This is a genomic window from Streptomyces sp. NPDC046985, assembly GCF_040644415.1.
Classification (GTDB): Bacteria; Actinomycetota; Actinomycetes; order Streptomycetales; family Streptomycetaceae; genus Streptomyces.
This window is the reverse complement of sequence record NZ_JBEYWK010000006.1, coordinates 190146-216006: the sequence shown is the minus strand read 5'-3', so window position 1 is coordinate 216006 and position 25861 is coordinate 190146. Positions and strand designations below refer to the sequence as shown.

General features: G+C 74.9%; 18 protein-coding genes. 10 read left to right on the top strand and 8 right to left on the bottom strand.

The annotated features are described in order from the left end of the window. The first annotated feature begins 4 nt into the window (after positions 1 to 4). Positions 5 to 1321: an MFS transporter gene (locus tag ABZ861_RS10185; RefSeq protein WP_361626714.1), complete on the top strand. Its 1317-nt coding sequence runs from the start codon at positions 5 to 7 to the stop codon at positions 1319 to 1321. Positions 1322 to 1325: 4 nt separating this feature from the next. On the opposite strand, the gene ABZ861_RS10180 is transcribed toward ABZ861_RS10185, so the two are convergent. Beyond that, positions 1326 to 2594 carry an NAD(P)/FAD-dependent oxidoreductase gene (locus ABZ861_RS10180; protein WP_361626711.1) on the bottom strand — a complete coding sequence of 423 codons (1269 nt, stop codon included), beginning with the start codon at positions 2592 to 2594 and terminating at the stop codon, positions 1326 to 1328. A 269-nt stretch (positions 2595 to 2863) separates the two neighbouring features. Here ABZ861_RS10180 and ABZ861_RS10175 point away from each other — a divergent pair, with 269 nt between their 5' ends. Then, entirely contained in the window at positions 2864 to 3469 is a 606-nt protein-coding gene (locus ABZ861_RS10175; protein ID WP_361626708.1) for a GNAT family N-acetyltransferase, read from the top strand. A 180-nt stretch (positions 3470 to 3649) separates the two neighbouring features. Here the strand turns inward: ABZ861_RS10175 and ABZ861_RS10170 are convergent, their stop codons facing one another. After that, positions 3650 to 4390: a pyridoxal 5'-phosphate synthase gene (locus tag ABZ861_RS10170; protein WP_361626705.1), complete on the bottom strand. Its 741-nt coding sequence runs from the start codon at positions 4388 to 4390 to the stop codon at positions 3650 to 3652. 206 nt (positions 4391 to 4596) lie between these two features. After that, positions 4597 to 5232: a TetR family transcriptional regulator gene (locus tag ABZ861_RS10165; protein WP_361627031.1), complete on the bottom strand. Its 636-nt coding sequence runs from the start codon at positions 5230 to 5232 to the stop codon at positions 4597 to 4599. A gap of 134 nt (positions 5233 to 5366) precedes the next feature. On the opposite strand from ABZ861_RS10165, the gene ABZ861_RS10160 reads away from it, so the two are divergent. After that, positions 5367 to 6095 carry a VOC family protein gene (locus ABZ861_RS10160; protein ID WP_361626702.1) on the top strand — a complete coding sequence of 243 codons (729 nt, stop codon included), beginning with the start codon at positions 5367 to 5369 and terminating at the stop codon, positions 6093 to 6095. A 235-nt stretch (positions 6096 to 6330) separates the two neighbouring features. Continuing rightward, on the top strand, positions 6331 to 8694 hold the full coding sequence (locus ABZ861_RS10155; RefSeq protein WP_361626699.1) for a serine/threonine-protein kinase: 2364 nt from the start codon (positions 6331 to 6333) through the stop codon (positions 8692 to 8694). A gap of 319 nt (positions 8695 to 9013) precedes the next feature. Here ABZ861_RS10155 and ABZ861_RS10150 read toward each other — a convergent pair whose 3' ends face one another. Both ABZ861_RS10150 and ABZ861_RS10145 read right to left on the bottom strand, forming a co-directional pair. Next, positions 9014 to 9571, bottom strand: coding sequence for a hypothetical protein (locus ABZ861_RS10150; protein ID WP_361626696.1), 558 nt, complete (start codon positions 9569 to 9571; stop codon positions 9014 to 9016). 266 nt (positions 9572 to 9837) lie between these two features. Beyond that, positions 9838 to 12423 (bottom strand): bifunctional FO biosynthesis protein CofGH, encoded by a 2586-nt coding sequence (locus ABZ861_RS10145; RefSeq protein WP_361626693.1) that lies wholly within the window; start codon positions 12421 to 12423, stop codon positions 9838 to 9840. A gap of 340 nt (positions 12424 to 12763) precedes the next feature. Between ABZ861_RS10145 and ABZ861_RS10140 the strand changes: the two genes are divergently transcribed. From ABZ861_RS10140 to ABZ861_RS10120, 5 genes are all read left to right on the top strand, one after another. Beyond that, positions 12764 to 14620: a CehA/McbA family metallohydrolase gene (locus ABZ861_RS10140; protein ID WP_361626690.1), complete on the top strand. Its 1857-nt coding sequence runs from the start codon at positions 12764 to 12766 to the stop codon at positions 14618 to 14620. 157 nt (positions 14621 to 14777) lie between these two features. Then, on the top strand, positions 14778 to 17732 hold the full coding sequence (locus ABZ861_RS10135) for a BTAD domain-containing putative transcriptional regulator (RefSeq protein ID WP_361626687.1): 2955 nt from the start codon (positions 14778 to 14780) through the stop codon (positions 17730 to 17732). Between the two features lie 193 nt (positions 17733 to 17925). Next, positions 17926 to 18099 carry a hypothetical protein gene (locus tag ABZ861_RS10130; RefSeq protein ID WP_361626685.1) on the top strand — a complete coding sequence of 58 codons (174 nt, stop codon included), beginning with the start codon at positions 17926 to 17928 and terminating at the stop codon, positions 18097 to 18099. 389 nt (positions 18100 to 18488) lie between these two features. Then, the gene (locus tag ABZ861_RS10125) at positions 18489 to 19607 is read left to right on the top strand and encodes an ADP-ribosylglycohydrolase family protein (RefSeq protein WP_361626682.1); all 1119 of its coding nucleotides are present in this window, start codon (positions 18489 to 18491) and stop codon (positions 19605 to 19607) included. Positions 19608 to 19634: 27 nt separating this feature from the next. Then, positions 19635 to 19880, top strand: coding sequence for a hypothetical protein (locus tag ABZ861_RS10120; protein ID WP_361626679.1), 246 nt, complete (start codon positions 19635 to 19637; stop codon positions 19878 to 19880). 229 nt (positions 19881 to 20109) lie between these two features. On the opposite strand, the gene ABZ861_RS10115 is transcribed toward ABZ861_RS10120, so the two are convergent. From ABZ861_RS10115 to ABZ861_RS10105, 3 genes are all read right to left on the bottom strand, one after another. Beyond that, positions 20110 to 20301, bottom strand: a complete 192-nt coding sequence (locus tag ABZ861_RS10115) for a DUF397 domain-containing protein (protein ID WP_361626676.1) — start codon at positions 20299 to 20301, stop codon at positions 20110 to 20112. A gap of 217 nt (positions 20302 to 20518) precedes the next feature. Further along, positions 20519 to 21376, bottom strand: coding sequence for a helix-turn-helix transcriptional regulator (locus tag ABZ861_RS10110; protein ID WP_361626673.1), 858 nt, complete (start codon positions 21374 to 21376; stop codon positions 20519 to 20521). Between the two features lie 548 nt (positions 21377 to 21924). Next, positions 21925 to 22692: a GPP34 family phosphoprotein gene (locus tag ABZ861_RS10105; protein ID WP_361626670.1), complete on the bottom strand. Its 768-nt coding sequence runs from the start codon at positions 22690 to 22692 to the stop codon at positions 21925 to 21927. Between the two features lie 349 nt (positions 22693 to 23041). Here ABZ861_RS10105 and ABZ861_RS10100 point away from each other — a divergent pair, with 349 nt between their 5' ends. Beyond that, entirely contained in the window at positions 23042 to 25735 is a 2694-nt protein-coding gene (locus ABZ861_RS10100; protein ID WP_361626667.1) for a D-alanyl-D-alanine carboxypeptidase, read from the top strand. Positions 25736 to 25861 lie beyond the last annotated feature (126 nt).

Sequence of the window (25861 nt, the reverse complement as noted above, 5' to 3'; positions counted from 1 at the left end):
GGACGTGACCCAGACAACCGACCCCGCATCCGACGCCCTCGCCGCCGGTCAGCGGTCGCCCCGGCGCCGCGTCCGCGTGCACCGGGCGTGGTTCGTCGCCGCCGTGACCTTCGTCACGATCATCGGCGCGGCCGCCTTCCGCTCGCTGCCCGGACTGCTCATCGACCCCCTGCACCAGGAGTTCGGCTGGTCGCGCGGCACGATCGGCGCCGCCGTCTCGCTCAACCTCGCGCTGTACGGGCTCACCGCCCCCTTCGCCGCCGCGCTGATGGACCGCTTCGGCATCCGCCGGGTGGTCGCCGCGGCGCTGACCGTGATCTCCCTCGGCGCGGCCCTGACCGTGTGGATGACCGCGCCGTGGCAACTGTGGCTCTGCTGGGGCCTGCTGGTCGGCCTCGGCTCCGGCTCGATGGCGCTGGCCTTCGCGGCGACGGTCACCAACCGCTGGTTCACCGCCCGGCGCGGCCTGGTCAGCGGCATCCTCACCGCCGCCTCCGCCTCCGGACAGCTCATCTTCCTGCCCCTGCTGTCCTGGACGGTCGAGTCGCACGGCTGGCGGCCCGCGGCGCTCACCGTGGCGCTGGCCGCCCTCGCCGTCGTCCCCTTCGTCTGGCTGCTGCTGCGCGACCACCCGGCGGACGTGGGGGAACGGCCGCTGGGCGCCGTGGAGTTCGTCCCGAAGCCGGAACCGGCGCCGGGGGCCGCGCTGCGGGCGCTGACCGCGCTGTCCTCCGCGGCGCGCACCGGCCCCTTCTGGCTGCTGGCCGGCACCTTCGCGATCTGCGGGGCGTCCACCAACGGCCTGATCCAGACCCACTTCGTGCCCGCCGCCCACGACCACGGCATGCCCGTCACGGCGGCGGCCTCGCTGCTCGCGGTGGTCGGCGTCTTCGACGTGGCCGGGACGATCGCCTCCGGCTGGTTCACCGACCGCTTGGCGCCGCGCCGCCTGCTCGCCGTCTACTACGCCCTGCGCGGAGTGTCCCTGCTGTTCCTGCCGCTGCTGCTGGCCCCGGCCGTGCATCCCCCGATGATCTTCTTCATCGTCTTCTACGGCCTGGACTGGGTCGCCACCGTCCCGCCCACCCTGGCCCTGTGCCGCGAGCACTACGGCGAGGACAGCGCGATCGTCTTCGGCTGGGTCCTCGCCTCCCACCAGGTCGGCGCCGCCCTCGTCGCCTACCTCGGCGGCCTCGCGCGCGACGTCTTCGGCTCCTATGACGTGGTCTGGTACGCCTCCGGCGCGCTGTGCGCGGCGGCGGCGCTGATGGCCCTGGTGATCCGGCGCGGGCCGCGGGCCGGATCACCGGCCGTCGCCTGACGCGTCACGAGGACTTCCCGGCGGCGGCCGCCTTGTCGATCGCCTTGGCTATCCTCCCCGCGTCGGCGGCCAGTTCGCGGAGCATTCCGCTGATCGGGTTGGTGAAGCCGGTGAAGTACAGCCCCGGGGCGTCTGCCGGGGTGCGCGGGCCGTGGACGACCGGTCGGCCCCGGGCGTCGAGCACGCCGAGGTGGCCGACCAGGTCCTCCAGGCCGCGCGCGTAGCCGGTGGCGGCGACGACGGCGTCCGGTGCGATCCGGCTGCCGTCGGCGAGGACCGCCTCGCCGTCCTCGAAGCCGTCCACCGCGGCCACCACCTCGACCGCGCCCCCGCGCACGGCGTCGATCAGGCCGACGTCCTGGACCGGGATCGCGCCCTCCTTGACCCGTGAGTACAGGCCCGTCTCGGGCCGGGGCAGGCCGTGCGCCGACAGGTCCGGCACGCTCAGCCGGGCCAGCGGCCGGGCGAGCCGGTCGACCAGCGCCACGGGCAGCCGGCGGCAGAGGACGCCGGTGTACTGGGCCGCCCAGCCCGCCGTCGACCGGCGCACGATGTGCGGGACGGTGCGCACCGCCAGGCGCACCCGCCCGGCGCCGCCCTCCGCCAGGTCCACGGCGATCTCGGCCCCGGTGTTGCCGGCGCCGACGACCAGCACGTCCCGGCCCGCGAACGGCTGGGGACCGCGGTAGGCGGACGCGTGCAGCAGCTCGCCGGCGTATCCGGCGCGGCCCGGCCACTCGGGCAGGCGGGGCGTGTGGTTGAAGCCGGTGGCGACCACCACCGCGGACCCGGTCAGCTCCCGGCCGCCGGTGGCGCGCAGCAGCCATCCCGTGCCGTCGGCGGCGCGCTCGACGCGCGAGACCTCGACGCCGGTCACGATCTCCAGCTCGTGGTGCTCGGCGTACTTCTCCAGATACCGCACCACGTCGTCCCGCGCGACCCAGCGCCCGAACCGGCGCGGCATCGGCAGGCCGGGCAGCGCGGACAGGCGGCGGGTGGTGTGCAGGCGCAGCCGGTCGTAGTGGCCCCTCCAGGAGGCGCCGACCCGGTCGGAGCGCTCCAGGACCACGGCCCGTACGCCCCGCGCGCGCAGCGCGTACGAGGCGGCCAGCCCGCCCGGTCCGCCGCCGATGACGTAGACGGGGCGGCTGGGAGCGGACCGCCCGGCGGCGGGCGCGTCGGCGCGGGCGGCGGCGTCCGTCGCAGTGTCGGCGCCGGTGTCGGCTGCGGTCGTGGAGTCCGCGGTCGTGGAGTCGGAAGGGGAGTCGGCCATGAGCGCGAGCGTAATCACGCTCCCGCTTGTTGGGGTTCCGTCAAGCCCGGAAGTTGGTTGCGGATTGATCACAGACGGCTACCGGCGTCCCGCGCCGAACCCCGCCTGCGGCGCCCGGGGTTCGCCGTCGGCCCCTGATGCCGTTCCCCGGAGTCCGGCGGAGTCCGGCGGAGTCCGGCGGAGTCCAGGCCCTGTGGTGCACCGCCGCCCCGCGGTCCGCCCCTTTAATTCCCGGACTCAGGCGCCACGGCGTCGGCCACAATGATCCGATGGCTGACATACCCGAAGCGCTTCCCTTCGGCGCCGCCCCCGAGGTGCACGGTCGCGGTCTGCGGCTCCGCGCCTGGGACCCGGAGTCCGAGACCGACGCCGCGGCCTGGCTGCGCGGGCGGTCCGACCCGGAGTTCCGGCGCTGGAACACGCCGCTGGCGCCCGAGAGGAACCTGGCGGAGGTCCGCGGGGCGCTGACCACCCGCCTCCGGGAGGCGGCCGAGAGCGCCGCCGTGACGTTCTGCGTCGCGGACGAGGCGACCGGGGCGATCCTGGGCCAGATCAGCGTCGGCGCCGTCAGCCGCCCGATGCGCACCGGGCGGGTCGGCTACTGGGTGCTGCCCGAGGCCCGGGGCCGCCGCGTCGCCACCTCGGCGCTGCTGCTCGCCACGCGCTGGGCGTTCACGGAGTTCGGCATGCACCGCCTCGAACTGGGCCACGCCCTCGGGCACGAGGCGTCGTGCCGCGTCGCCGAACGGTGCGGCTACCCGCCCGAGGGGACGCTCCGGGAGGCGATGTGGGAGGCGGAGCGGCGCGACGCCTTCCGCGACTGCCACCTCCACGCCCGCCTGTCCACGGACCCTGAGCCGGACCTCGCCCCGTAGCCGTGGCCGGAGCGGAGTCGTAGGACACTCGGGGTCGTACGGCACCCGGAGCAGGAGCAGGAGCAGGAGCAGGAGCAGGAGCAGGAGTCGCGCCCGGAGTCGTAGCGGCATCCAGAGCCGAGCCGGAGCCGCGCCCGCGCTCGTCAGCCTGGCCCGTGTCCCGCAGTGCCTTGGGCCGCCTCACGGCCACAGCAGTTCCCGGCGCCAGCCGTCCGGCGTGCGGCGGTAGCGCAGCCGGACGTGGCGCCGGTCGGGGTCGCCCTGGAAGAACTCCGCCTCCGCGGGGGCGAGGCGGTACAGGGTCCAGGACGGGGCGTCGGTCTCCGGGGCCCGCCGCGCCTGCTCCCAGGCCGCCTCCGAGGCGCGGGACAGGTCGTCCAGGGAGCCCAGGACCTCGCTCTGACGTCCGGTGAGGGCGGCGGCCAGCGCGCCGGTGGAGCGGGCGTGCAGGTCGGCGCGGGACTGCTCGTGCGGGGCGGCGGCGACCGGGCCGCGCAGCCGGACCTGGCGGCCCAGCAGGGGCCAGTAGAAGACGAGGGCGGCGTACGGGCGGGCGTCCAGTTGGCGGCCCTTGCGGCTGTCGTCGTGGGTCGCGAAGGACCAGCCCTCCGCGTCGGCGCCGTGCAGGATCACGATCCGCGCGTCCGGGAGGCCCTCCTCGTCGGAGGTCGCCAGCGACACCGTGTGCGGTTCCCGCTCACCGGCCGCCACCGCCTCGGCGAACCAGTTCGCGAAGAGGGGGAGCGGGGTCTCGGGCGCGGTCTCCGGGTCGAACGCGGGCAGCCGCGTGACCTGCGGATCCCAGACGCGCGCCGCCCTCAGCAGCTCGTCGGTGCTACGGGCGCCCTCGGCGTCGGCGGCGTCGTCCGCGCCGTACTCCGTGTTCGCGCTGTCCTCGGTGGCGTCGGCGTCGTCGTGCATGTCCCGAGTATCGCCCCGCGCGCCGACGGCGGCCTCCCCGTACCCGCGTCCGCACCCCTGCCCGCGTCCGTCCCCGTTCCGGCCGGGCCGGGCGCACCGCGCCGGACAGCGCGACAGGCGGCGGTCCACCCGGGTGGACCGCCGCCTGTCTGACAGGACTTGCCGGCCAGGACCGCGTCGAGCGCGTCGCGGGCCGGAGTGTTCCGCTACCGCGCAGGCTTCTTCCCGGTCATCGCCAGGTGCACCAACAGCGCCAGATTAGGCTTGAGTTCGGCCTGCTTCACGCCCCAGGAGGTGAACCCCTTCTGGTGGGAGGCGACCGCCGCGAGCATCGTGACCAGCGAACCGGCGATGGCGGCGGGGTTCACCTCCTTGTCGATCTTTCCCTTGGACTGGAGTTCGGCGACCGAATCCGCGAGGGAGCTGTTCACAGAGTTAAGGATCTTCATACGGATCTTGTAGAAGCGCTTGTCGCCCTCGGCCGCGCCGAGGTCGATCACGCGCAGGATGGCGTCGTTGCGCCGCCAGAAGTCCATGAACCCGTCCACGAGTTCCTGCGACGTCTGCCAGCCGGCCTTGCCGACCCAGGAGCGGCCCTCGACCAGATCGGTCAAGCCGGCGCTCTCCGCGGCCATTTGCTCTGCGATCTCCAGAACGGCGCCTTCGACGTCCGGAAAGTACTGATAGAAGGTCGCGGGCGAAGTCCCCGCCTTCCGGGCGACGTCGATGACCTTGACGTCCCGGTAGGGGGAGGAGCTGAGCATCTCGCTGAGGCAGTCGAGCAGCTTCTGCCGGGTCGCCTGCCCACGCCGTCCGGCCACGCGGCCGTCGACGGTACGCACTTGTCCTGTCATGTCGTCAGCTTACCGAGGGGGTGTGAGAGCGCGATTCGGCCGACTGCAAATGGGGTGCGGGAGCGTTCGGAGGGTGGTGTGCCTGGTCTGCGGGCCGTGGGAGACGCGACTACGTTGATCACATGGCCGAAAACAGGGCATCCGCGTACACAGAGGGCGTCCCCTGCTGGACGGACGCGCAGCTTCCCGACGTCGAGGCGGGCAAGCGTTTCTACGGTGAGCTCTTCGGGTGGTCCTTCGAGGAGAAGCGGGAGTACGGCGGCTCCGTGCTGGCCCGCCTGGAGGGGAAGCCCGTCGCCGCGCTCACGCGGAAGGCGGACGGCCGGATGCCCACCGAGTGGACGGTGTACTTCTCCGCCCCGGACGCCCGCGCGCTGTCCGCACGGGTCCGGGAGCGGGGCGGCCAGATCCTCGGCGAAGCCCGTCGCGTAGGCCCCTACGGCGCCTTCCTGCTCGCCGCCGACCCGCAGGGCGCCGTCTTCGGCCTGTGGCAGCCGGGGCTGCACCAGGGCTTCGGCCTGCGGCACCGGCCGGGCGCCTTCGGCTGGGTCCAGCTCTACGCCCGCGACACCGAGACCGCCAACGCCTTCTACGGCGCCCTGTTCCACGAGGCCCTGTTCGGCCCCGGCGCCCGCCCCGACTTCGGCCGGGCCGCCGTCTCGGAGGTCTTCGACGCCGGGATGCCGCCCCACTTCCTCGTCCACTTCCGCGTCGCCGACCTCCCGGACGCGCTGGCGGTCGTCGACCGGCTCGGCGGCCGGGTGCGGGCGGCGCCCTTCGAGACGTCCTACGGGACCGTGGCCGTCGTCGCCGACGACCAGGGGGCGTCCTTCGCCCTCCAGCAACGCTGACGGCGCCCCTCCGCGCGGCGCGGAAGGGGCGCTCATGGCCGGTGGACGGCGGGCGCTTAGCCGATCCGCGGAGGATTTGCGGCGGGACGCACCGATTCGTCGCCGGGTTCGCCACCAGCGCTTCGGCCAGGAAGAATCGGGGTGCGCACCGCCGCGGCGGTGCGGTGGTGAGACGCTGCACGGGGGCCGCGTGCACACGAAGGCGGCGCGGCTCGTACGGGGAGGTGGCAGGCAAGTGGTGGGGCAGCTTACGCAGCACGATCCGCGGCGGATCGGGCCGTTCGAGGTGCTGGGACGGCTGGGCGCCGGCGGCATGGGGCTGGTCTATCTCGCGCGCTCGGCGTCCGGCCGCCGGGTGGCGATCAAGACGGTCCGCACCGAGCTGGCCGAGGACCAGCTCTTCCGGGTCCGCTTCACCCGCGAGGTCGAGGCGGCGCGGGCGGTCTCCGGGTTCTACACGGCCGCGGTCGTCGACGCCGACCCGCGCGCCGCCGTGCCCTGGCTGGCCACCGCCTACGTGCCCGCGCCCTCCCTGGAGGAGATAGTGACCGAGTGCGGTCCGCTCCCGGCCCAGGCGGTGCGCTGGCTGGCGGCGGGCGTGGCCGAGGCGCTCCAGTCCATCCACGGCGCCGGGCTGGTGCACCGGGACCTCAAGCCGTCCAACGTGCTCGTGGTCGAGGACGGCCCGCGGGTGATCGACTTCGGGATCGCCTCCGGTGTGTCCAACACCCGGCTGACCATGACCAACGTCGCCGTCGGCACCCCCGCCTACATGTCGCCCGAGCAGGCCAAGGACTCGCGTAGCGTCACCGGCGCCAGCGACGTCTTCTCGCTCGGCTCCACCCTCGTCTTCGCGGCCACCGGCCATGCGCCATACCACGGCGCCAACCCGGTCGAGACGGTCTTCATGCTGCTGCGCGAGGGACCCGACGTCGAAGGGCTCCCCGACGAGCTGCGCCCGCTCATCGAGTCCTGCATGAAGATGGAGGCCGCCGGCCGGCCCTCCCCGGCCGACCTCCAAGCCCAGCTCGCCCCGCACCTGTTCGGCTCCGGCACCGACGACAGCGGCACGGCCTCCGCCTGGCTGCCCGAGCAGGCGGTGAGCCTCATCGAGTCCCGCCGCGGCGGGCGGCCCGTCCCGCCGCGGGCCGCGCCCGGTCCGCGCAGCGTCGCCCGGCCGCCGGCGCCGCCCCCGCCCGCGCACGACCCGGTGATCCCGCCCGCCCCGCCGGTCCCGCCCCGGCCCGGCGTCCCGGCCCCGCTCGGCGGCCCCGACTCCGGTCCGGTCCGGCTGGCCGGCGCCCAGATGCCGATCGGGCCCGGCCCGCGGGTGGCCGACGCGCGCGCCGCCGCCGTCAAGGCGCCGCCGCCGGAGGCGGGCCTCGCCGCCTCGTGGACCCGGCGCCACAGCGCCCGACCCGGCGCGAACGGCGCCGACCCGGCCCCGGCGCCGCTCCCGGAGACCGCGGGCGGCTGGCGCCCCTGGCGCTTCCGCATGTCCAACGACGTCTGGGGCACCCCGTCCGTCGCGGGCGACCTGGTCTACGTCACCTCCTTCGAGGTGCACGCCCTGGACGTGGCGACCGGCCGCCGCCGCTTCAAGACACGGGACGTCGCCTGGTCGACGGCGGTCTCCGACGGCAGGGTGCACGCCTCCGACGGGCCCACGCTGTTCGCCCTGGACGCCCGCGAGGGCGCCGACCTGTGGCGGGTCCAGACCGACGGCTGGGTGTACTCGCTCGCGGCGGACCGGGGCACGGTCGTCACCGGCACCCGGGGCGGCGGCGTCCAGGCGTGGGAGGCCGCCGGCGGCCAGAAGCTGTGGGAGCTGACCGGCTGCCAGAGCGACTTCGAGTCCGCCGAGGCCGGCCCCGCCCTGCACGACGGCACGGTCTACGTCTGGCAGGACGCCCGGCTGCGCGCGCTGGACGCCCGCACCGGCGAGGAGCGCTGGTCGTACCCCGTCGGCGACGCGGCCTCCTGCGGCGGCGTCCCGGTCCGCATCGCCCCGGCGCCCGACGGCTTCGTCTACGTCTGCGCCGGCGCCCGCGTACTCGCCGTGGACGCGGCCGGCGGCCGGGTCCGCTGGCACTTCGAGGCGCCCGCGGTCTTCCTGTGCCCGCCCGCCTTCGCCCCGGGACCGGCGGTGACCGGCGGCGGCGTGTACCTGGCCGACTACCTCGGCACCGTCTACGCCCTGGACGCCGCCGACGGCCGCGACCGCTGGCGCATCGCCACCGAGGCCCGCGCCTCGACCGACCCGGTGCTGGTCGCCGCCGGACACGTGCACGTGGGCAGCGGCAAGGGCCTGTACACCCTGGACGCGGTGACCGGAACGCCCAAGTGGCGCTTCCAGGCGGGCGGCGAGATCGTCGGCGCCCCGGCGGTCGCCGAGGGCCGCATCCACTTCGGCTCCACCGACCACCTGCTGTACACCCTCAAGGCCGACGACGGCCGCCTGCGCTGGAAGCTGGCGACCGGCGGCGAGATCACCGGCTCCCCGGCGGTCCGGGACGGCGTGGTGTACGCGTGCAGCAAGGACCGCTGCGTGTACGCCCTGGACGCGGAGAAGGGGACGGGGACGGCCCGCACGTCCTGAGACCGGCGCGGTGCGCGGCGCCGGGCTCGCGGCGCGTGAGACCGGCTGCGCGCATCGCTCAGGCCAGGCGCGCGGCGGGGTCGGCGCGTGAAGGGTGACGGCCGCCGCGCGGGTTCACGGAAGGGCGCGGACGGCGGCCGTCGGTCTTCGGGGCGGCCCGCCGGTGGCCTGCCGTGACCGCCGCGGCACCCGACCGCCGAGGTCTCCCACCCCGACAGCCGCGAGGCGACCTTCGACGTGACGGTGCGCTTCCTGGGGAGGGGCGGCGTCTCCGTTAATAGTGACGCTACGTCAGTTCCGACGCAGCGTCAGCCCAAGCTCAGTTCACCACCGTCACCGTGGTCGGGGCGGACGTGAACGCCCACAGGGCCGCGCCGTCCGCCGCCGCCATCCGGATGCCGCCCGTCTGCTTCCCGGCGGCGGGCGGCGGCGAGGCGCCGTCCAGGGCGTTGGAGAAGGCCACGGAGTGGCCGGACTTGGCGGCGAAGTAGACGATGTGCTCGATCGCGACGCCGTCCGACCCGGTGGTCGACCGGCGGCGCAGGGAGACCTTGTAGGCGCCCGGATCGGGGTTCACCGTGCCCGGCCACACCGGGAGGATCCGGGACGGCTTCTCGCTCGCGTCGACCAGCCAGACGCGCTTCTGCCCGAGCGAGTAGACGATCCGCCGGCCCGTGCCCGAGCCCGCCGGGACGGCCGGCGGCGCGGGCGGCTTCGGCGCCGCGGAGGGGCGGGCGCTCGCCGAGGCGGACGCGGCCGGGCGGCCGGCCGTGGGGTGCGGACCCTGGTCCGCCTTCGCCGCCAGCACCCCGACCGCGACGACCGCCGCGGCGGTCAGGCCGCTGACCCAGGCCCACGAAGGTATTCGGGCAGGCACGGCACGTATCTCCTCGGCTACTCAGTTGCTGGCCCCATGGAGGGTCGGATCATCGTACTGTGGGTCGCCGCTGGTCCCGCCCCAGCCTGGGTTCCGGGCCTCCGTCGCACGCCCCCGGCCCTCCCTCCCGGCGTCCGTCGCAGGCCCTCGGCCACCCCGGCCTCCGCCAAGCGCCCTCAGCCACCCCGGCCTCCGCCACGCGCCCTCGGCGACCCCGGCCCCGGCCCGGGTCCTGCCCGGGTCCTGCCCGGTTCCTCCCGTCCCGGTCAGTCCAGCACCGGCAGCAGCTCCGGCAGGCGGCCGTCCGACGCCGCGGCCGCGCGCTGCCGCTCCTGCGGGACCTCGCCGTAGAGCGTGGTGCGCGGCCTCGCCGGGCGCCCGGCGGCCGCCGCGACCGCGACCAGGTCCTCGACCGACTTGTACGACCCGTACGACGAGCCCGCCATCCGCGAGATGGTCTCCTCCATCAGCGTGCCGCCCAGGTCGTTGGCGCCCGAGCGGAGCATCTCCGCCGCCCCCTCCGCGCCCAGCTTCACCCAGCTCGTCTGGATGTTCGGGATCCACGGATGCAGCAGCAGCCGGGCCATCGCCGTCACCGCCCGGTTGTCCCGCGCGGTCGGGCCGGGCCGGGCGATCCCCGCCAGGTACACCGGGGCGTTGGTGTGCACGAACGGCAGCGTCACGAACTCGGTGAAGCCGCCGGTCTCCTGCTGCACGCGGGCCAGGGTGCGCAGGTGGCCGAGCCAGTGCCGGGGCTGGTCGACGTGGCCGTACATCATCGTCGACGACGACCTGATGCCCAGCTCGTGCGCGGTGGTCACCACCTCGATCCAGGTCGCCGCCGGCAGCTTGCCCTTGGTCAGCACCCAGCGGACCTCGTCGTCCAGGATCTCCGCCGCCGTGCCCGGAATGGTGTCCAGGCCCGCCTCCTTGGCCGCCGTCAGCCACTCGCGCACGGACATCCCGGTGCGCGTCGCGCCGTTGACCACCTCCATCGGCGAGAAGGCGTGCACGTGCATGCCGGGGACGCGCTCCTTGACCGCCCTGACGAGGTCGAAGTACGCCGTGCCGGGCAGGTCCGGGTGGATGCCGCCCTGCATGCACACCTCCACCGCGCCCACGTCCCACGCCTGCCGCGCGCGGTCCGCCACCTGCTCCAGCGACAGGGTGTAGGCGTCGGCGTCCGTGCGGCGCTGGGCGAAGGCGCAGAAACGGCAGCCGGTGTAGCAGACGTTGGTGAAGTTGATGTTCCGGGTGACGATGTACGTCACCTCCTCGCCCGCCGCCGCCTGGCGCACGCCGTCGGCGATCCGGCACAGCGCGTCCAGCGCGGGGCCGTCCGCGTGCAGCAGCGCCAGCGCCTCCGCGTCCGTCAGCCGGGTCGGGTCGTCGGCGGCCGTGCGCAGCGCCTGCCGCACGTCGGCGTCGATCCGCTCGGGCGCCATGCCGGGGACGGCCGCCTCGCGCAGGGCGTCCCAGTCGCCGTAGACCTCGTCGAAGTCGTCCCGGCGGTCGGCGGTGCGGCCCTCGGTGTCGACGGTGCGGTGCAGATCGGTGCGGCCGGAGGCGGTGAAGCCCTCGTCCGGCTCCTGCCAGGGCCGGCCCTCGACCACGGCGTCCTCGCGCGCCAGGCCGGTCTCCGGGTCGGCCAGCGCCCGCACGTGCGGCAGCAGCCGCGGGTCCAGCCACGGCTCGCCCCGGCTGACGAACTCCGGGTAGACGCACAGCCGTTCGCGCAGCTCGAAGCCCGCGGCGGCGGAGCGCTCGCGCAGCACCTCGATCTGCGGCCAGGGGCGCTCGGGGTTGACGTGGTCGATGGTGAGCGGCGAGACGCCGCCCCAGTCGTCGACGCCCGCGCCGATGAGCCGCCCGTGCTCCGCGTCCACCAGGTTGGGCGGCGCCTGGAGACAGGCGGCCGGACCCATCAGGAGCCGGGCCACGGCGACCGTCGCCACCAGGTCGTCCAGCTCGGCGTCCGGCATGCCGCGCATCGCCGTGTCCGGCTTGGCGCGGAAGTTCTGGATGATCAGCTCCTGAACGCCGTGGTAGGCGCGGGCGACCTTCCGCAGCGCGAACAGGGACTCCGCGCGCTCCTCGTAGGTCTCCCCGATGCCGATCAGCAGGCCGGAGGTGAACGGCACGGAGGAGCGGCCGGCGTCCTCAAGGACCCGCAGCCGCACGGCGGGATCCTTGTCCGGGGAGCCGTAATGGGGGCCGCCGGGCTCGGACCACAGCCGGGCAGCGGTGGTCTCCAGCATCATCCCCATGGAGGGGGCGACCGGCTTGAGCCGCTGGAAGTCGGTCCAGGACATCACGCCCGGGTTGAGGTGGGGCAGCAGCCCGGTCTCCTCCAGGATGAGGATCGAGACGGCCCGCACGTAGGCGAGGGTGTCGTCGTACCCGTGCGCGTCCAGCCACTCGCGCGCCTCGGGCCACCGGTCCTCGGGCTTGTCGCCGAGCGTGATCAGGGCTTCCTTGCAGCCGAGTTCGGCGCCCCGGCGGGCGACGTCCAGCACCTCGTCCGGCGACATGAACATCCCGTGACCGTCCCTGCGCAGCCGGCCCGGGACGGTGACGAACGTGCAGTAGTGGCACTTGTCCCGGCACAGCCGGGTCAGCGGGATGAAGACGCTCTTGGAGTAGGTGATGACGCCGGGCCGCCCGGCGGCCTCGAGCCCGGCGTCCCGCACCCGGGCGGCCGAGGCGGCGAGGTCGTCCAGATGCCCGCCGCGCGCCTGGAGCAGCACCGCCGCCTCGGCGACGTCCAGGGCCACGCCGTCACGGGCGCGTTTGAGGGCGCGACGCAGGGAGTTCTCGCTGGGGCCGGTTCCGGAAGCCGCGGAGGTCGTCATCCTCCGAGCATACGGAGGGGTGATCAGCTCCCACGTCTCGATCCGGCCGCGCTGCGATCTGCCGTGGACCCGTACGCGCCCGCGCCTCCGGGGGGCGTACGGGTCCGGGCCGGCGCTCGGCGTCTCCGTGCTCGTATCGCTTGCTCACGTCGTGGGGTGGGCGGGTACGGGTTCGCGTCCGTGTTCGCCCTGGCACGCCCCGGCAGCCGCGACGGCGTCCGCCCCCCCCATGGGCCCTCGCCCCCCGGTGACGGCGTCCGCCCGCTGTGCCTCCCCGCCCCCCGGGCGACGGCGTCCGCCCGCCGTGACGCGCGCCGCCTCGCCGCTTACGTTAGAAGACGTGACCATCGCGAGCGGCAGCGGCAGCGGCAGCGGCGACGGGGCGGCGGGCGGTGTCCGCCGGACCCGGGTCCTCCGCGGGATGCTGCCGCCGGGCTCGCCTGACTACGTCTACCTGCCCGTCGAAGTCCCGCCCGGCACACGGGAGATCGCGGTCTCCTACGCCTACGACCGGCCGTCGGCGCCGCCCGGCGCCCGGGGCAACGCGCTGGACGTCGGCCTCTTCGACGAGCGCGGCACGGCGTTCGGCGGGCGCGGCTTCCGGGGCTGGTCGGGCGGGGCGCGCACGGAGTTCTTCGTGCGCGCCGACGAGGCGACCCCCGGCTACCTGCCCGGCCCGGTCGGCGCGGGCCTCTGGCACATCGCGCTCGCCCCCTACACCGTGGCGCCCCGGGGACTCGCGTACGAGGTCGCCGTCACGCTCACGCGCGGCGAGCCCGGCCGCGCGCCCCGCCCGGTCTATCCGCCCGACCGGGCGAAGGGGCGGGGCCGCGCCTGGTACCGGGGCGACTGCCACCTCCACTCCGTGCACTCCGACGGCCGCCGCGCCCCCGCCGAGATCGCGGCCGGGGCGCGGGCCGCGGGACTGGACTTCATCAACTCCTCGGACCACAACACGACCTCCTCCCACGCGCATTGGGCCGAGCACGCGGGCGACGACCTGCTGATCATGCTGGGCGAGGAGGTGACCACGAGGAACGGCCACGTCCTGGTCGTCGGCGCCGCCCCCGGCGCCTTCGCGGACTGGCGCTACCGCGCCCGCGACGGCCGGTTCGCCGCCGTCGCCCGCGAGATCCGCAGCGCCGGCGGCCTGGTCGTCCCCGCCCACCCGTACGCCGACTGCCTCGGCTGCGCCTGGAAGTTCGGGTACGCGCAGGCGGACGCGGCGGAGGTGTGGAACGGCCCCTTCACCCCCGACGACGAGACGGCCCTGGCCGCCTGGGACGCCCTGCTGACGACCTCCGCGCACGACCACGGCGACCGCGAGCACGCGGGGCGGGGGGACGGCGACCGCGGGGACGTCGGGCAGAGGGACGGCGACCGCGGAGACGGCGGGCACGGGGACGGCGGGCGCCAGGATGACGACCGTGGGCACGGCGCCCATGACGACCGTGGGCACCGCGCCCATGGAGACGCCGCCCGCGCAGACGCCGGGCAAGGAGACGGCGACCTCGGAGACGCCGGGCAGGGAGATGGCGGCCGCCAGGACGAGGGCCGTAGGCACGGCGCCCTTGGAGACCCCGCCCTTGGAGACCCCGCCCTTGGAGACCCCGCCCTTGGAGACCCCGCCCTTGGAGGCGCCGGGCACGGAGGCGCCGCCCGCACAAGCCCCGCCCCCCACTGGCTGCCCGCGATGGGGAACAGCGACGCTCACCGGCCGCCGGACGCGGTCGGCGCGCCCCAGACGGTCGTCCTCGCCGACGACCTGACCCGTGAGGCGATCCTCGCGGGCCTGCGCGCGGGCCGCTCCTACATCGCCGAGTCCGCTCGCGTCAGCCTCGCCTTCACCGCCACGGCGACCGCGGCCGACGGCGCCCCCCTGTCCGCGGGGATCGGCGAGCGGCTGGCGGCGCCCGAGGACGCCCCGGTGACGGTCCGCCTGACGGCGTCGGGTGCGCCGCGCTGCACGGCCCGGCTGGTGACCGACCAGGGCGCCGTGCTGACCGCGGGCCCGTTCCCGGTCTCCGGAACCGGCGAGGTCGAGTGGCGCACCACCCCGGCGCACGCCGCCTACGTACGGGCGGAGCTGCGGCACGAGACGGCTGCGGGACCGGTGCCGGGCGTGGCGGCGGCCCTCACCAACCCGATCTTCCTCGGCGACGGCCGTCCGGCCGCCCGGCCGGAACGCGGGCCGTAGGAACGCGCGCCAGGGGAGTGCGGAGAGGATGTGGAGTCCCTGTGACGCCCCCGGGCGGCCTGTGATCGGCGTCTCCCCGAGCTGACGCATCTGCCGCGAACAAGGCAGACTTGCCTCTCAGTTAGGGAAGATTCGCCAGGGGGGCCAGGGGGCAGCGATGGACGGTGTACCGCGAGTGCCTGGACAGCGGGGTCCCGGAGAACCGGCGACGCTGCGCTTCAGCGTGCTCGGACCGGTGCGCGCCTGGCGCGGCCCGGCGCCGGTGAACACCGGCTCCCCCCAGCAACGCGCCCTGTTCGCGGCGCTGTTGCTGCGCAAGGGCCGCACGGCCACCGCCGCCGAGCTGATCGACGCCCTGTGGGGCGAGGAGCCGCCCTTGCAGGCGCTGGCCGCGGTGCGCACATACGCCTCCCGGCTGCGCAAGGTGCTCGACCCGGGCGTCCTGGTCAGCGAGTCGGGCGGCTACGCGGTGCGCGGACTGGCCGAAGACGCCGTGGACTTGGCGGACGCGCAGCGGCTGGCCGCGGAGGCGGAGAAGGCGCGCGCCGCCGGGGACCTGCGCCGGGCGCGGGAGGCGCTGGCCGGCGCGCTGGACCTGTGGGACGGCGAGGCCCTGGCCGGCGTCCCGGGCCCGTACGCGCAGGCGCAGCGCGTCCGGCTGGAGGAGTGGCGGCTCAGCCTGCTGGAGTCCCGGCTGGACCTGGACCTGGAGCAGGGCTGCCACGCGGAGGCGGTGTCGGAGCTGACCGCCCTCACCGCGGCCTGCCCGCTGCGCGAGCGCCTGCGCGAACTGCTGATGCTCGCGCTCTACCGCAGCGGCCGTCAGGCCGAGGCGCTGGCGGTGTACGCGGACACCCGCCGCCTGCTCGCCGACGAACTCGGCGTGGACCCGCGCCCGGCGCTGCGCGACCTCCAGCAGCGCATCCTCCGGGCGGACCCGGCGCTCGCGGAGCCGTCGGCGCCTGCGCCGGAGCCGTCCACGCCCCCGGTGCGTCCCGCGCAACTCCCGGCCACCGTGCCGGACTTCACCGGCCGCTCGTCGTTCGTGGCCGAGCTGAGCGAGGTGCTGGCGTCGGCCGAGGGCCGGGTGATGGCCGTGTCGGCGCTGGCGGGGATCGGCGGCGTGGGCAAGACGACGCTGGCGGTGCACGTGGCCCACCAGGCGCGGACCGCCTTCCCCGACGGCCAGTTGTACGTGGACCTGCAAGGCGCGGGCCACCGCGCCGCCGACCCGGAGACGGTCCTCGGCTCGTTCCTGCGCGCCCTGGGCACGGCCGACTCCGCGATCCCGGACTCCCTGGAGGAGCGCGCCGCCCTGTACCGCTCGGTGCTGGACGGCCGCCGGGTCCTGGTGCTGCTGGACAACGCGCGGGACGCGGCCCAGGTCAGACCCCTGCTGCCGGGCACCGAGGGCTGCGCGGCCCTGATCACCTCCCGGGTGCGCATGGTGGACCTGGTGGGCGCGCACCTGGTCGACCTGGACGTGATGAGCCCCGACGAGGCGCTGTCGCTGTTCACGAAGATCGTGGGCGAGGAGCGGGTGCGCGGCGAGCGCGAGGCCGCGCTGGACGTGGTCGCCGCCTGCGGCTTCCTCCCGCTGGCGCTGCGCATCGCCGCCTCCCGCCTCGCCGCCCGCCGCACCTGGACGGTCGCCGCCCTGGCGGGCAAGCTGGCCGACGAACGCCGCCGCCTCGACGAACTCCAGGCAGGCGACCTCGCCGTCAAGGCCACCTTCGAGCTGGGCTACGGCCAGTTGGAGCCCGCGCAGGCGCGCGCCTTCCGGCTGCTCGGCCTCGCCGACGGCCCCGACGTCTCCCTGGCGGCGGCCGCGGCCGTCCTGGACCGTCCGGCCGACCGCACGGAGGACCTGCTCGAAGCCCTGGTCGACACCTCCCTGCTGGAGTCGGCGGCCCCCGGCCGTTACCGTTTCCACGACCTGGTCCGCCTCTACGCCCGCGCCTGCGCGGAACGCGACGAGCACCCGCCGAGCGAACGCGACGCGGCGATGTCCCGGCTGCTGGACTTCTACCTGGCCACGGCCGCGGGCGTGTACGCCATCGAACGGCCCGGGGACCGGCTGGTGGACCACCTGGCGCCGACCGCGTTCCCGGGCATCCAGTTCAGCGACCGGCACGCGGCGCGGGACTGGCTGTACGCGGAGGCTGACTGCCTGCTGGCCTGCGTGAGCCAGTCGGCGGCGGGCCGGGGCCTGCGGCGCGCGGTGGATCTGCTGTGGGCGGCGAAGGACCTGGCCGAGTCCGGCGCCAACGCGCCCGGCTACGGAGCGGCCGCGACCGCGGCCCGCGAGGCCGCGCGGGCCCGCGGCGACGCCCACGCGCAGGCCAGGGCCCGCGTCACGCTCACCGAGACGCACCTGGCCGCCGGCCGTTTCGCGCAGGCCGAGGAGGAGGCCGCGCAGGCCGCGTCGCTGGGGGCGGACATCGACGACGCGGCCCTGGACTGCTGGGTCCCCAACCACTGCGGTGTGATCGCGGTGTACCTGGGCCGGCACGCCGAGGGCGCCGCCTTCCTGGAGCAGGCCATCGCCAGCTTCCGCGTCGACGGCAACCTGGCGGGCGAGGCGAGCGCGCTGTGCAACCTCTCCCGCGCGCACCTCGCCATGGGGGACACGGCGAGCGCCATCGACCTGGCGCGGCAGGGCGTCGCCGTCTACGACCGCCTCGGCCACACGCTGCGCGGCGCGAACGGACGCTACGCGCTCGGACTCGCGCTGACCCAGTCGGGCGAACTCGACGATGCGAAGGCGCAGTTCACCGTCGCGCTCGACGTCTTCCGGGACAGCAGACAGCGGCTGTGGGAGGGCATGACGGTCTTCCGGCTCGCGGAGACAGCGCTCGCCCAGGACGGCCCGGCCCGGTCCGCCGCCCTCGCGGAGCAGTCCCTCGCCCTGCTGCGCGGCATCGGCGGCGACTGGCGCCGCGGCAACGTCCTCACGCTGCTCGGCACCGCGCTTCACCAGGCCGGACAGGTCGACCGGGCCCGCGCCTGCTGGCGCGACGCGCTGGCGCTCTACGAGGAGTCGGGGGCGGCCGAGGCGGCCGAGGTCCGGCTGCTGCTCTCCCCGGCGGGCGTCGCCGAGGCCGTCTGCTGAGACGTGCGGCCGGGGCGTTCATCATTCGTTTATGCCGCCGCGGCACTCTTGTCCTACCGCACCGTCGCGTCGGGGGGCAGACGGCCGGTACGGGACCCGCCGTTCACGGCGCCGGTCCGCGCCGGCCCGTCCGGCGGCCCTCGGGGGAGTCGCCGGTCGGGCGTCACCACGGAACCACAGGAGCTGAACACCCATGTCCGAAGCGAAGAAGTCCGGCGGCGTCGTCAAGCCCCAGGACACCCACATCACCGACGTCAAGGCGGACCACGGCGTCGTCAAGCCGCAGGACACCCACATCACGGACGTCAAGGCGGACAGCGCCGCCGTCAAGCCGCACGACACCCACATCACCGACGAAAAGGCCTGACGGCCGGTCGTCGGCGGGGGCCGAAGGAACCCGGGGGAGAACGGGGACAACGGGGAAAACGGGGGGACCAAAGGGACACGGGGGACACGGGGGAACGGCCGCGGCGGCGCCGAGGGGGAGCCGCCGCGGCCGACGCGTGCCCGCACCCAAGCGCCCTGCCCGCACCCAAGCGCCCTGCCAGGGCCCCTGACCGCGCCCCGCACCTCCCCACGCCCGTCCGCGTCTCACCGCGCCCCGGCCTTCCCGCACCACCTGCCCCGTACCGCCTCTCACGCCTTCCCGCGCTCCCGCGTCCGCCGCGGCAGCGACCTCCGCCGCTGACCACAGCGTCTGTGTTCGATTACAGTGCTGAGGGTCGTACGTGCGGGCGGCGCCGCGAGGAGGTCTGGGTGGGGACGACGTCCGGTGCCGTCTGGGGGCGTGAGGAGCAGCAGGACTTCCGCAGCCGGGTACGGGGCACGCTGCTGGGCCTGGCGCTCGGCGACGCGCTCGGCGCGCCCGTGGACGGGCTGGCACTCGACGCGATCCAGGAGGCGCACGGCCCCGAGGGCGTCGCCGACCTGGCGCCCGCCTACGGGCGGCGCGGCGCCGTCACCCACCTCACCCAGCTCACGATGTTCTCCGTCGACGGCCTCATCCGCGCCCAGGTGCGGCGCGACGCCGGCGCCTGGCATCCGCCCACCGACCTGCACCGTGCCTATCTGCGCTGGGCCGCGACCCAGCGGGACTGGGGCCCGGACGAACGGCGCGCGGACGACGGGTGGCTGGCCCGCGAGGAGTGGCTCTACGCCCGCCGCGACGCTCCGCGCGCCCTGCTCCTGGGCTTCGCCGACGAGACCATGGGCACCCTGGAGGCGCCCAAGAACCCGGGGGAGCCGGGTCCGGAGGCGGCCGTCCGGTCCGCGCCGTTCGGGCTGCTCGTCGGCTGGGAGCCGCAACTGGTCGTGCAGCTCGCCGTGGAGTGCGCCGCGCAGACCCACGGCGGCCCGGCCGCCGGACTCGCCGCCGGCGCGTACGCGGTGATCGTGCATGCGCTGGCCCGCGCGGACGGACTCGACGGGGCGGTGCAGAAGGCGCTGGCGCTGCTCGCCCCGCGGCCCGGCCACCAGCCGGTCTCGGACGCCCTCCAGCGCGCGCTGGGCGCCGTGCGGCAGGGCATGCCCTCCCCGGCGCGGGTGGAGGAGCTGGCCGGGGACGGGACGGCGGAGTCGCTGCTGGCCGCCGCCGTGTACTGCGCGCTGGTCGGCGAGGACGTGCGGCACGGGCTGTGCCTGGCGGTGAACCAGAGCGGCCCCTCGGCCGCGGCCGGCGCGCTCGCCGGAGGACTGCTCGGCGCTCTGCACGGGGAGACGGCTCTCCCGCCGTCCTGGCTGGCCGAATTGGAGGGCCGCCCCACGCTGCTGGTCCTCGCGGACGACTTCGCGATGGAGATGACCCAGGGCCCCGCCCTGCACGGACCGGCCGTGTCGGCCCCGGGATGGCTGGCCAGGTACCCGCGCGGGGCCTGAACCGGCCGGCAGGGGGCGGGAGCGGGGATGCGGGGTCCGGGCGGCGTCACCGGCGCCGACGCGGGGACGGGGCTGACGCACGAGACGGGGCCCACGCACGAGGCGGGCCTGACCCGCGAGACGGGGCTGACGCACGGGACGGGGCCCACGCACGAGGCGGGCCTGACCCGCGAGACGGGGCTGACGCACGAGACGGGGCCCACGCACGAGGCGGGCCTGACCCGCGAGACGGGGCTGACGCACGGGACGGGCCCACGCACGGGACGGGCCTGACCCGCGAGACCGGGCTGACGCGCCGGGCGGGCGTGGCGCGGGCAGCGCGGAGCCCCCTCGGCAAGGTCGGCGAGCTGGCGAGGGGGCTACGGGCGGGGCGCCTGACGCGTCGGGCGCACCCGCTGCACTGCTTTCGAGGGCCCGGCCGGGCGGCCGGACGCGACGGTCGGATTCGGTGGTCGATCTGCCGATGGCTGCGCCGGAGGGAGGATCGCGGAGATCCTCCGGCTCACGCCCTGATCGAGGCCACGAAGGAGTTCCACGCGGCGGCGGGGAAGCCCAGCAACGGGCCCTCGGGGACCTTGGAGTCCCGGACCGCCATGGCCGCGACCAACGGTGACTTGACCTCGACGCATGCGCCGTTGCCCGTGGAGTACGAAGACTTGGTCCACGTCTTCGTGGCGCCCTGACGAATAGCCATTTCTGCTCCGGATTGCCAGTGGAGTGGTTGAGTTGCCTCACCGCACGAGGCTCTCCCCCGAAAACCATCGTGCGGTTCGCGCCAACGCTGTGGCCCGATTGGCGTGATCGACGCTACTCGCCCGGCCCGAAGGCTGAGGAGATCATTCACTCGACCGTATGGCATATTCCGATTGTTCTTGCCCGTACCTGAGTCAGGGGTGTACTGTGCCCGCTTCTCAGCGTTCGTGGAGCTTCGACATGTCCGTGATGAACTGCCGTGACTGCTCCACGTTCAGGGCCTGCGCGCGCAGGTGCTCGTACATCACGCTGTACTTCTGCACGTCGTTCGCCTTCTCCAGGTACAGGTCGCTGGTGACGCCCTCGATGTAGACCACGCTGGAGTCGGCCGCGTCGGGGAACTCCAGGATGGCGTACTGGCCGTTGAGACCCGGATGGGCGCCCAGGTCGAAGGGGATGACCTGCACGGTGACGTGCGGGAGCCAGGACTGCTCGACCAGGTGCTCCAACTGGTCCCGCATCAGCGAGCGGTTGCCGACCACCCGGCGCAGCGCGGCCTCGTCGAGCACGGTCCACAGCCGCAGCGGGCTCTCGGCGGCGCTGATGCGCTCCTGCCGCCGCATCCGGACCTGCACGCGCTTGTCGACGTCGGCGGGCGCCGTCTCCGGCAGCGCGCCGGCGATCAGCGCCTCGGCGTACTGGCGCGTCTGGAGCAGACCGGGGACGACCTGCGGGTCGTAGACGCGCAGACTCGCGGCGTCCGTCTCCAGACCGATGTAGACGCTGTAGGGGATGTCCCCGAACGAGTGCCACCAGCCCTGCTGGCGCGAGTCCTTGGCCATCTGCATCAGCGAGTCGACGATCCGGTGGTCCTCCACCTCGTAGACCCCGCACAGGTCGCGCACGTCGCGCTGGCTGATGCTGCGTCTGCCGTTCTCCAGGCGGCTGATCTTCGACTGCGACACCAGCAGCCGCTCCGCCACCTCCTCGGCCGTCATGCCCTTCAGCTCGCGGAGCCTGCGCAACTCCTGGCCGAGTCGGCGCCGCCTGACAGTGGGATTGACATTGGACGCCACGTAACGCGCACCTCCGCCTGCATGGCTCGACTTCTACGTATCTGCTGTTCGGCAGACTGCCATCAAGGTGCTTCCCGCCGCTGGCGAACGCCGGATGTGCGGCGCCGACGCTGTGACCGGATAGGGTTATCGGCTCGCAGCGCACCTTTCCGGCCACAGCGCTGACCGGTCCCGCCACAGCGCTGGCCGGGGTCCACGGCGCCGCGCGCCCGCTGCACGGCAGGGCGGGGCGCCGAGACCACGCGGTTCTCGGCGCCCCGCCCTGCCGACGGCGCCCGGACCGGGCCCGGGGACGTGCGGTGCGACGTGCTATGTGCGAAATGCGATGTGCGGCGCGGCGCCCGGGACGGCGGCGCCCGTCCGGGCCCGGCGGCGGCCGCTGTCCCGTACGGGCGCGTCCGCCGCCGCTCGGCGGCCGGATGGTGCGTCAGGCGTGCGCTACGGGTGCGAGGGCCGCCGTATGGCGACTGCCCCGCTGGCGGCCGGGACCGTGCGCGGCCTCAGAGCGGTCCAGCGTCCCCAGCGGGCTCAGGCCGCCGCAGCGGGCCTCAGTGGACGGCTGCGCGTGCCATAGACGCCATGGAGCCGTGGTGCGGCTGCATCGGGACGCCGCGGGCTGGTTCCGGCGCGGGCGCCGACCTGGCCGCGGCGGGCGGTCGGCCCGCCGGCCCCGGGGGCCGGCGCGGTGGTGCCGCCGCACCGTTCTGCACGTCCATCACGGCGTGCGCCACGAGGCCGCCCATGGGGTCGTGCCTGATCAAGTCCCGTAGCCGGGAACGGGACGAGCGCCCCTCGTTGCCCGGGTACAGGTGCTTGCCGAGCCCCACCGCGTGCGCGAGCGCGGCGAGCGCCGCGGTCCGCGGATCCGGCGGCACGCCGGTGCGGATCGCGGAGTCCAGCCGGGCCCTGATCTCGCGGCTGATGGCGGTGTCCGTCGCCTGGTAGCGAGTGGTCGGCAGCACCCCGCACATCTGGCCCGGCACGGCGGCGACCATGCCGCACCGCTCCAAGTGCGAGAGATACGTCTGGCGGAGCCCGAGACGCGGCCCGCCGATCCAGTGGACGGCCCGTACCGGAGCGCCGCGCCTTCGCAGCAGCTCCAACGCGCAGTCCAGAGTCGGATCTCCTGTCGGCCGTGGCGCCACCACGGCGATACGATCCCCGTCCGGGGCTATTCGTCCGGCCAGCGCCAGCTCCACTAGCTGCGCTCCGGCCAGACCGAGGTCGAGCGACTGCGGCTGCGCAGTGGTACCCGTCGTCGGGTCCAGTGCCAGCAGCAGAAGCTCTTCCGGAAGTGTTCTGCGGCTCCTGCCCATCCATGCCTCCCCGCGTGGATGAATGACAGGGTGACCCCTCTCACATTGGTCTGTCGAGGGTGCGTGACCTCTTCGTAGTGGAACCGGTACATATGTCGTTCTCGTCTAGCGCATGGGTTTGGCCCGTACACAGGACACTGGTACATGGTTCCGACAGCGGTACGGCCGAGTGGGCGTGTGGAACATGGAGGAGGCATCGGTGGCGGGCGAGTCCCCGGACAGGTCGAAGCAGCGCGAGTCGTCAGCGGGAACGACGTCGGGGGGCGCGGGTCCGGTTCCCGCGTCCGGGGGTGAGGCGCGGGAGACCCGCGACCCCCGCCTCGCGCTGACGGGGGAGTCCGCCGGAGCGGTGTCCCAGGGGCACGACGGCGGCGACGGGCGCGGCGGTGTGGACACGGCGACGAAGGTGCTGTCGCTGCCGGCCGTCGACGCCGACGCCGACACTGACGCCGAGGAGGCCCCCGGCGCCGCGACCCGGACCCGGACCGGCGCGGGCTCGGCGAAGGCCGAGACTCCGGTGAAGGCTGAGGCCCCGGTGGAGGCCGACACTCCGGCGAAGGCTGAGGCCCCGGTGGAGGCCGATACTCCGGTGAAGGCTGAGGCCCCGGCCAAGGCTGAGGAGACGGCCGGGAAGTCGGCTGCGAGCCCGGAGAGCCCGTCCGAGGGCGCACGGAAGCCTGAGGACGCCCCGGGCGAGGACGCGGGCGAGGACGCCCGGCTGCGCGCCGCCGTGGCCGCCTGGGTGGGCTCCGCGAAGAGCACGGGCGCCGCCGAGACGGCGGAGGGGCCGGCCGCGGACGCGGAGGACGCGGAGGACTCCGCAGAGCACGCCTCGGAGGAAGCGGAGACCCCGGAGGACCCCGAGGGCGCGGGGAAGGCCGAGCAGGCGGGGGCCGACGCCGAAGACGTCCCTGACGCCGACGCCGACGCCGCCCCCGTTTCCCTCCCCGAAGCCGAAGCCGACGCCGAGGCCGCCGCAGACGCGGACGAGGCCGAGGCGGAGCCGGAAGCTGAGACCGACGCCAAGCCCGAGCCCGAGGCCAAGCCGGAAGCGAAGGCCGACGTCAAGCCCAAGCCCGAGACCAAACCGGAAGCGAAGGCCGACGCCAAGCCGAAGGCAGAGCCCGAGTCCAAGCCCGCCCGTGACGCCGCCGACGAGGGCGCAGACGCCGACGCCGCCGGTGACGACGACAGCAAGCCCGAGCCCGAGTCCAAGCCGGAGCCCGACCTCGAGTCGAAGGCCGCCGCCGACGCCCCCGCCGACGCCCCGTCCGAGCCCTTCGTCGACCAGCCCACCGCGATCTTCCGGGCCCCCAGGCCCGCCGTGGACCAGCCGACCACGATGCTGAAGCTGGGCGGCGGCAAGGTCGGCAAGAGCGACGAGGCTGTCAAGAGCGACAAGCAGGACAAGAAACCCACGAACCTCAAGGACCCCAGGGACCCCAGCGCCCCCCAGGACGGCGACCAGGACGCCGAGGCGGGGGACGGCAAGAACCCGTCCCCCGCCTCCAAGGCGTCCGCGCCCGCACCCGCGCCCGCGCCCGAGTCCGAAGTGGAGCGCACCAGCAAATTCATCGCGCTCAAGTCGCTGGACGCCCCGCCGGCCGGCAAGGCGTCCGGCGCCGCGGCCGCCGAGGCGCCGGCGCCCGCCGCCCCCGCTCCCGCCCCTGACAAGGCCGCCCCGGCTGCCGACAAGGCCGCCCCCGCCGCCGACAAGCCCGCCTCCGTCGGCCCCGAGCGCACCACCCAGCAGCCGCTGCCCCCCAAGCCCCCGCTGGACCTGCTGGCGGAGCTGACGAACACCCCGCCGCCGCCGGAGACCCCGCTGCGCACCACGTGGCGCCGGGTGAAGATCTGGACGCCGCTGGTGCTGCTCCTCGCGATCGTGCTGGCGGTCGTGCAGGCGCTGCGCCCGCTGCCGTCCCCCGCCGTCGCGCTCACCGCCAAGCAGAGCTACGACTTCGCCGGCGCCCAGGTGAGTCTGCCCTGGCCGGGCGAGGGGCAGGGCTGGATGGACGTCGACGGCATCGGCACGATGGGCCGCTTCGGCAAGCAGACGCCGGTGGCCATCGGCTCGGTCGCCAAGACCATGACCTCCTACATCGTTCTGCGGGACCACCCGCTGAAGCCGGGCCAGGAGGGCCCGAAGATCAAGGTCGACGCGACGGCGGAGAAGGAGGGCGGCTACGACAAGAGCGGCGAGTCCACGCTCAACACCGTCAAGGCCGGCGACTTCCTCACCGAGAAGCAGGCCCTGTCCGCCGTCATGATCCCCTCGGCGAACAACATCGCGCGGCTGCTGGCGCGCTGGGACGCGGGCTCCGAGACGGCGTTCGTCAAGAAGATGAACGCCGCCGCGCGGGACCTGGGGATGACCGGCACGACGTACACCGACCCCTCGGGCCTGAAGGAGAGCACCGTCTCCACAGCCCAGGACCAGGTGAAGCTGGGCGACGGGGTGGTGAAGCTGCCCGCCCTGGTGGCCATCACCGGGGCCGCGAGCTGGAGGGACCCCTCCGGTCACGGCTGGCAGAACTACAACTCGCTGCCGTTCACGATCGGCGCGATCGGCATCAAGACCGGCACGACCACCGCGGCCGGCGGCAACCTGCTCTTCGCCGCCCGCAAGCAGGTCGGCGGCCGGACGGTCACCGTGGTCGGTGCGATCCTCGGCCAGCACAAGGGCCCGTCGATCCTGGACACGGTCAACGCGGTGAGCAAGACCGCGCTGGTCGCCGCACGGAACGCGCTGACCTCGGAGACGATCCTGAAGAAGGGCGACGTCGTCGGCTACGTGGACGACCAGCTCGGCGGCCGTACCCCGGTCGTCCTCACGAAGGACCTCCCCGCGGTCGGCTGGGCCGGGCTGAAGGCGAAGCTGTCCTTCTCCGCCCACGACGTGCCGCACACGGCGAAGGCCGGGACCGAGGTGGGCACGCTCACCGTGGGCGACGGCGACCGCGGCGCGGTCCAGGCGCCCGTGGTCCTTCAGAAGGACCTCGCCGAGCCCGGCTTCGCGGACAAGCTGACCCGCCTCGGCTGACCGGCGCACCGCGCGCACCCCGCCGGGAAGCCCCGTCCGGGCGCTCCCCGGCGGGGTGCGTGCTAGCGTCACGAATCGGGGCACGTCGCCGGTCGCGAGGCGCGGCCGGCGAACAGGGAACGGGAC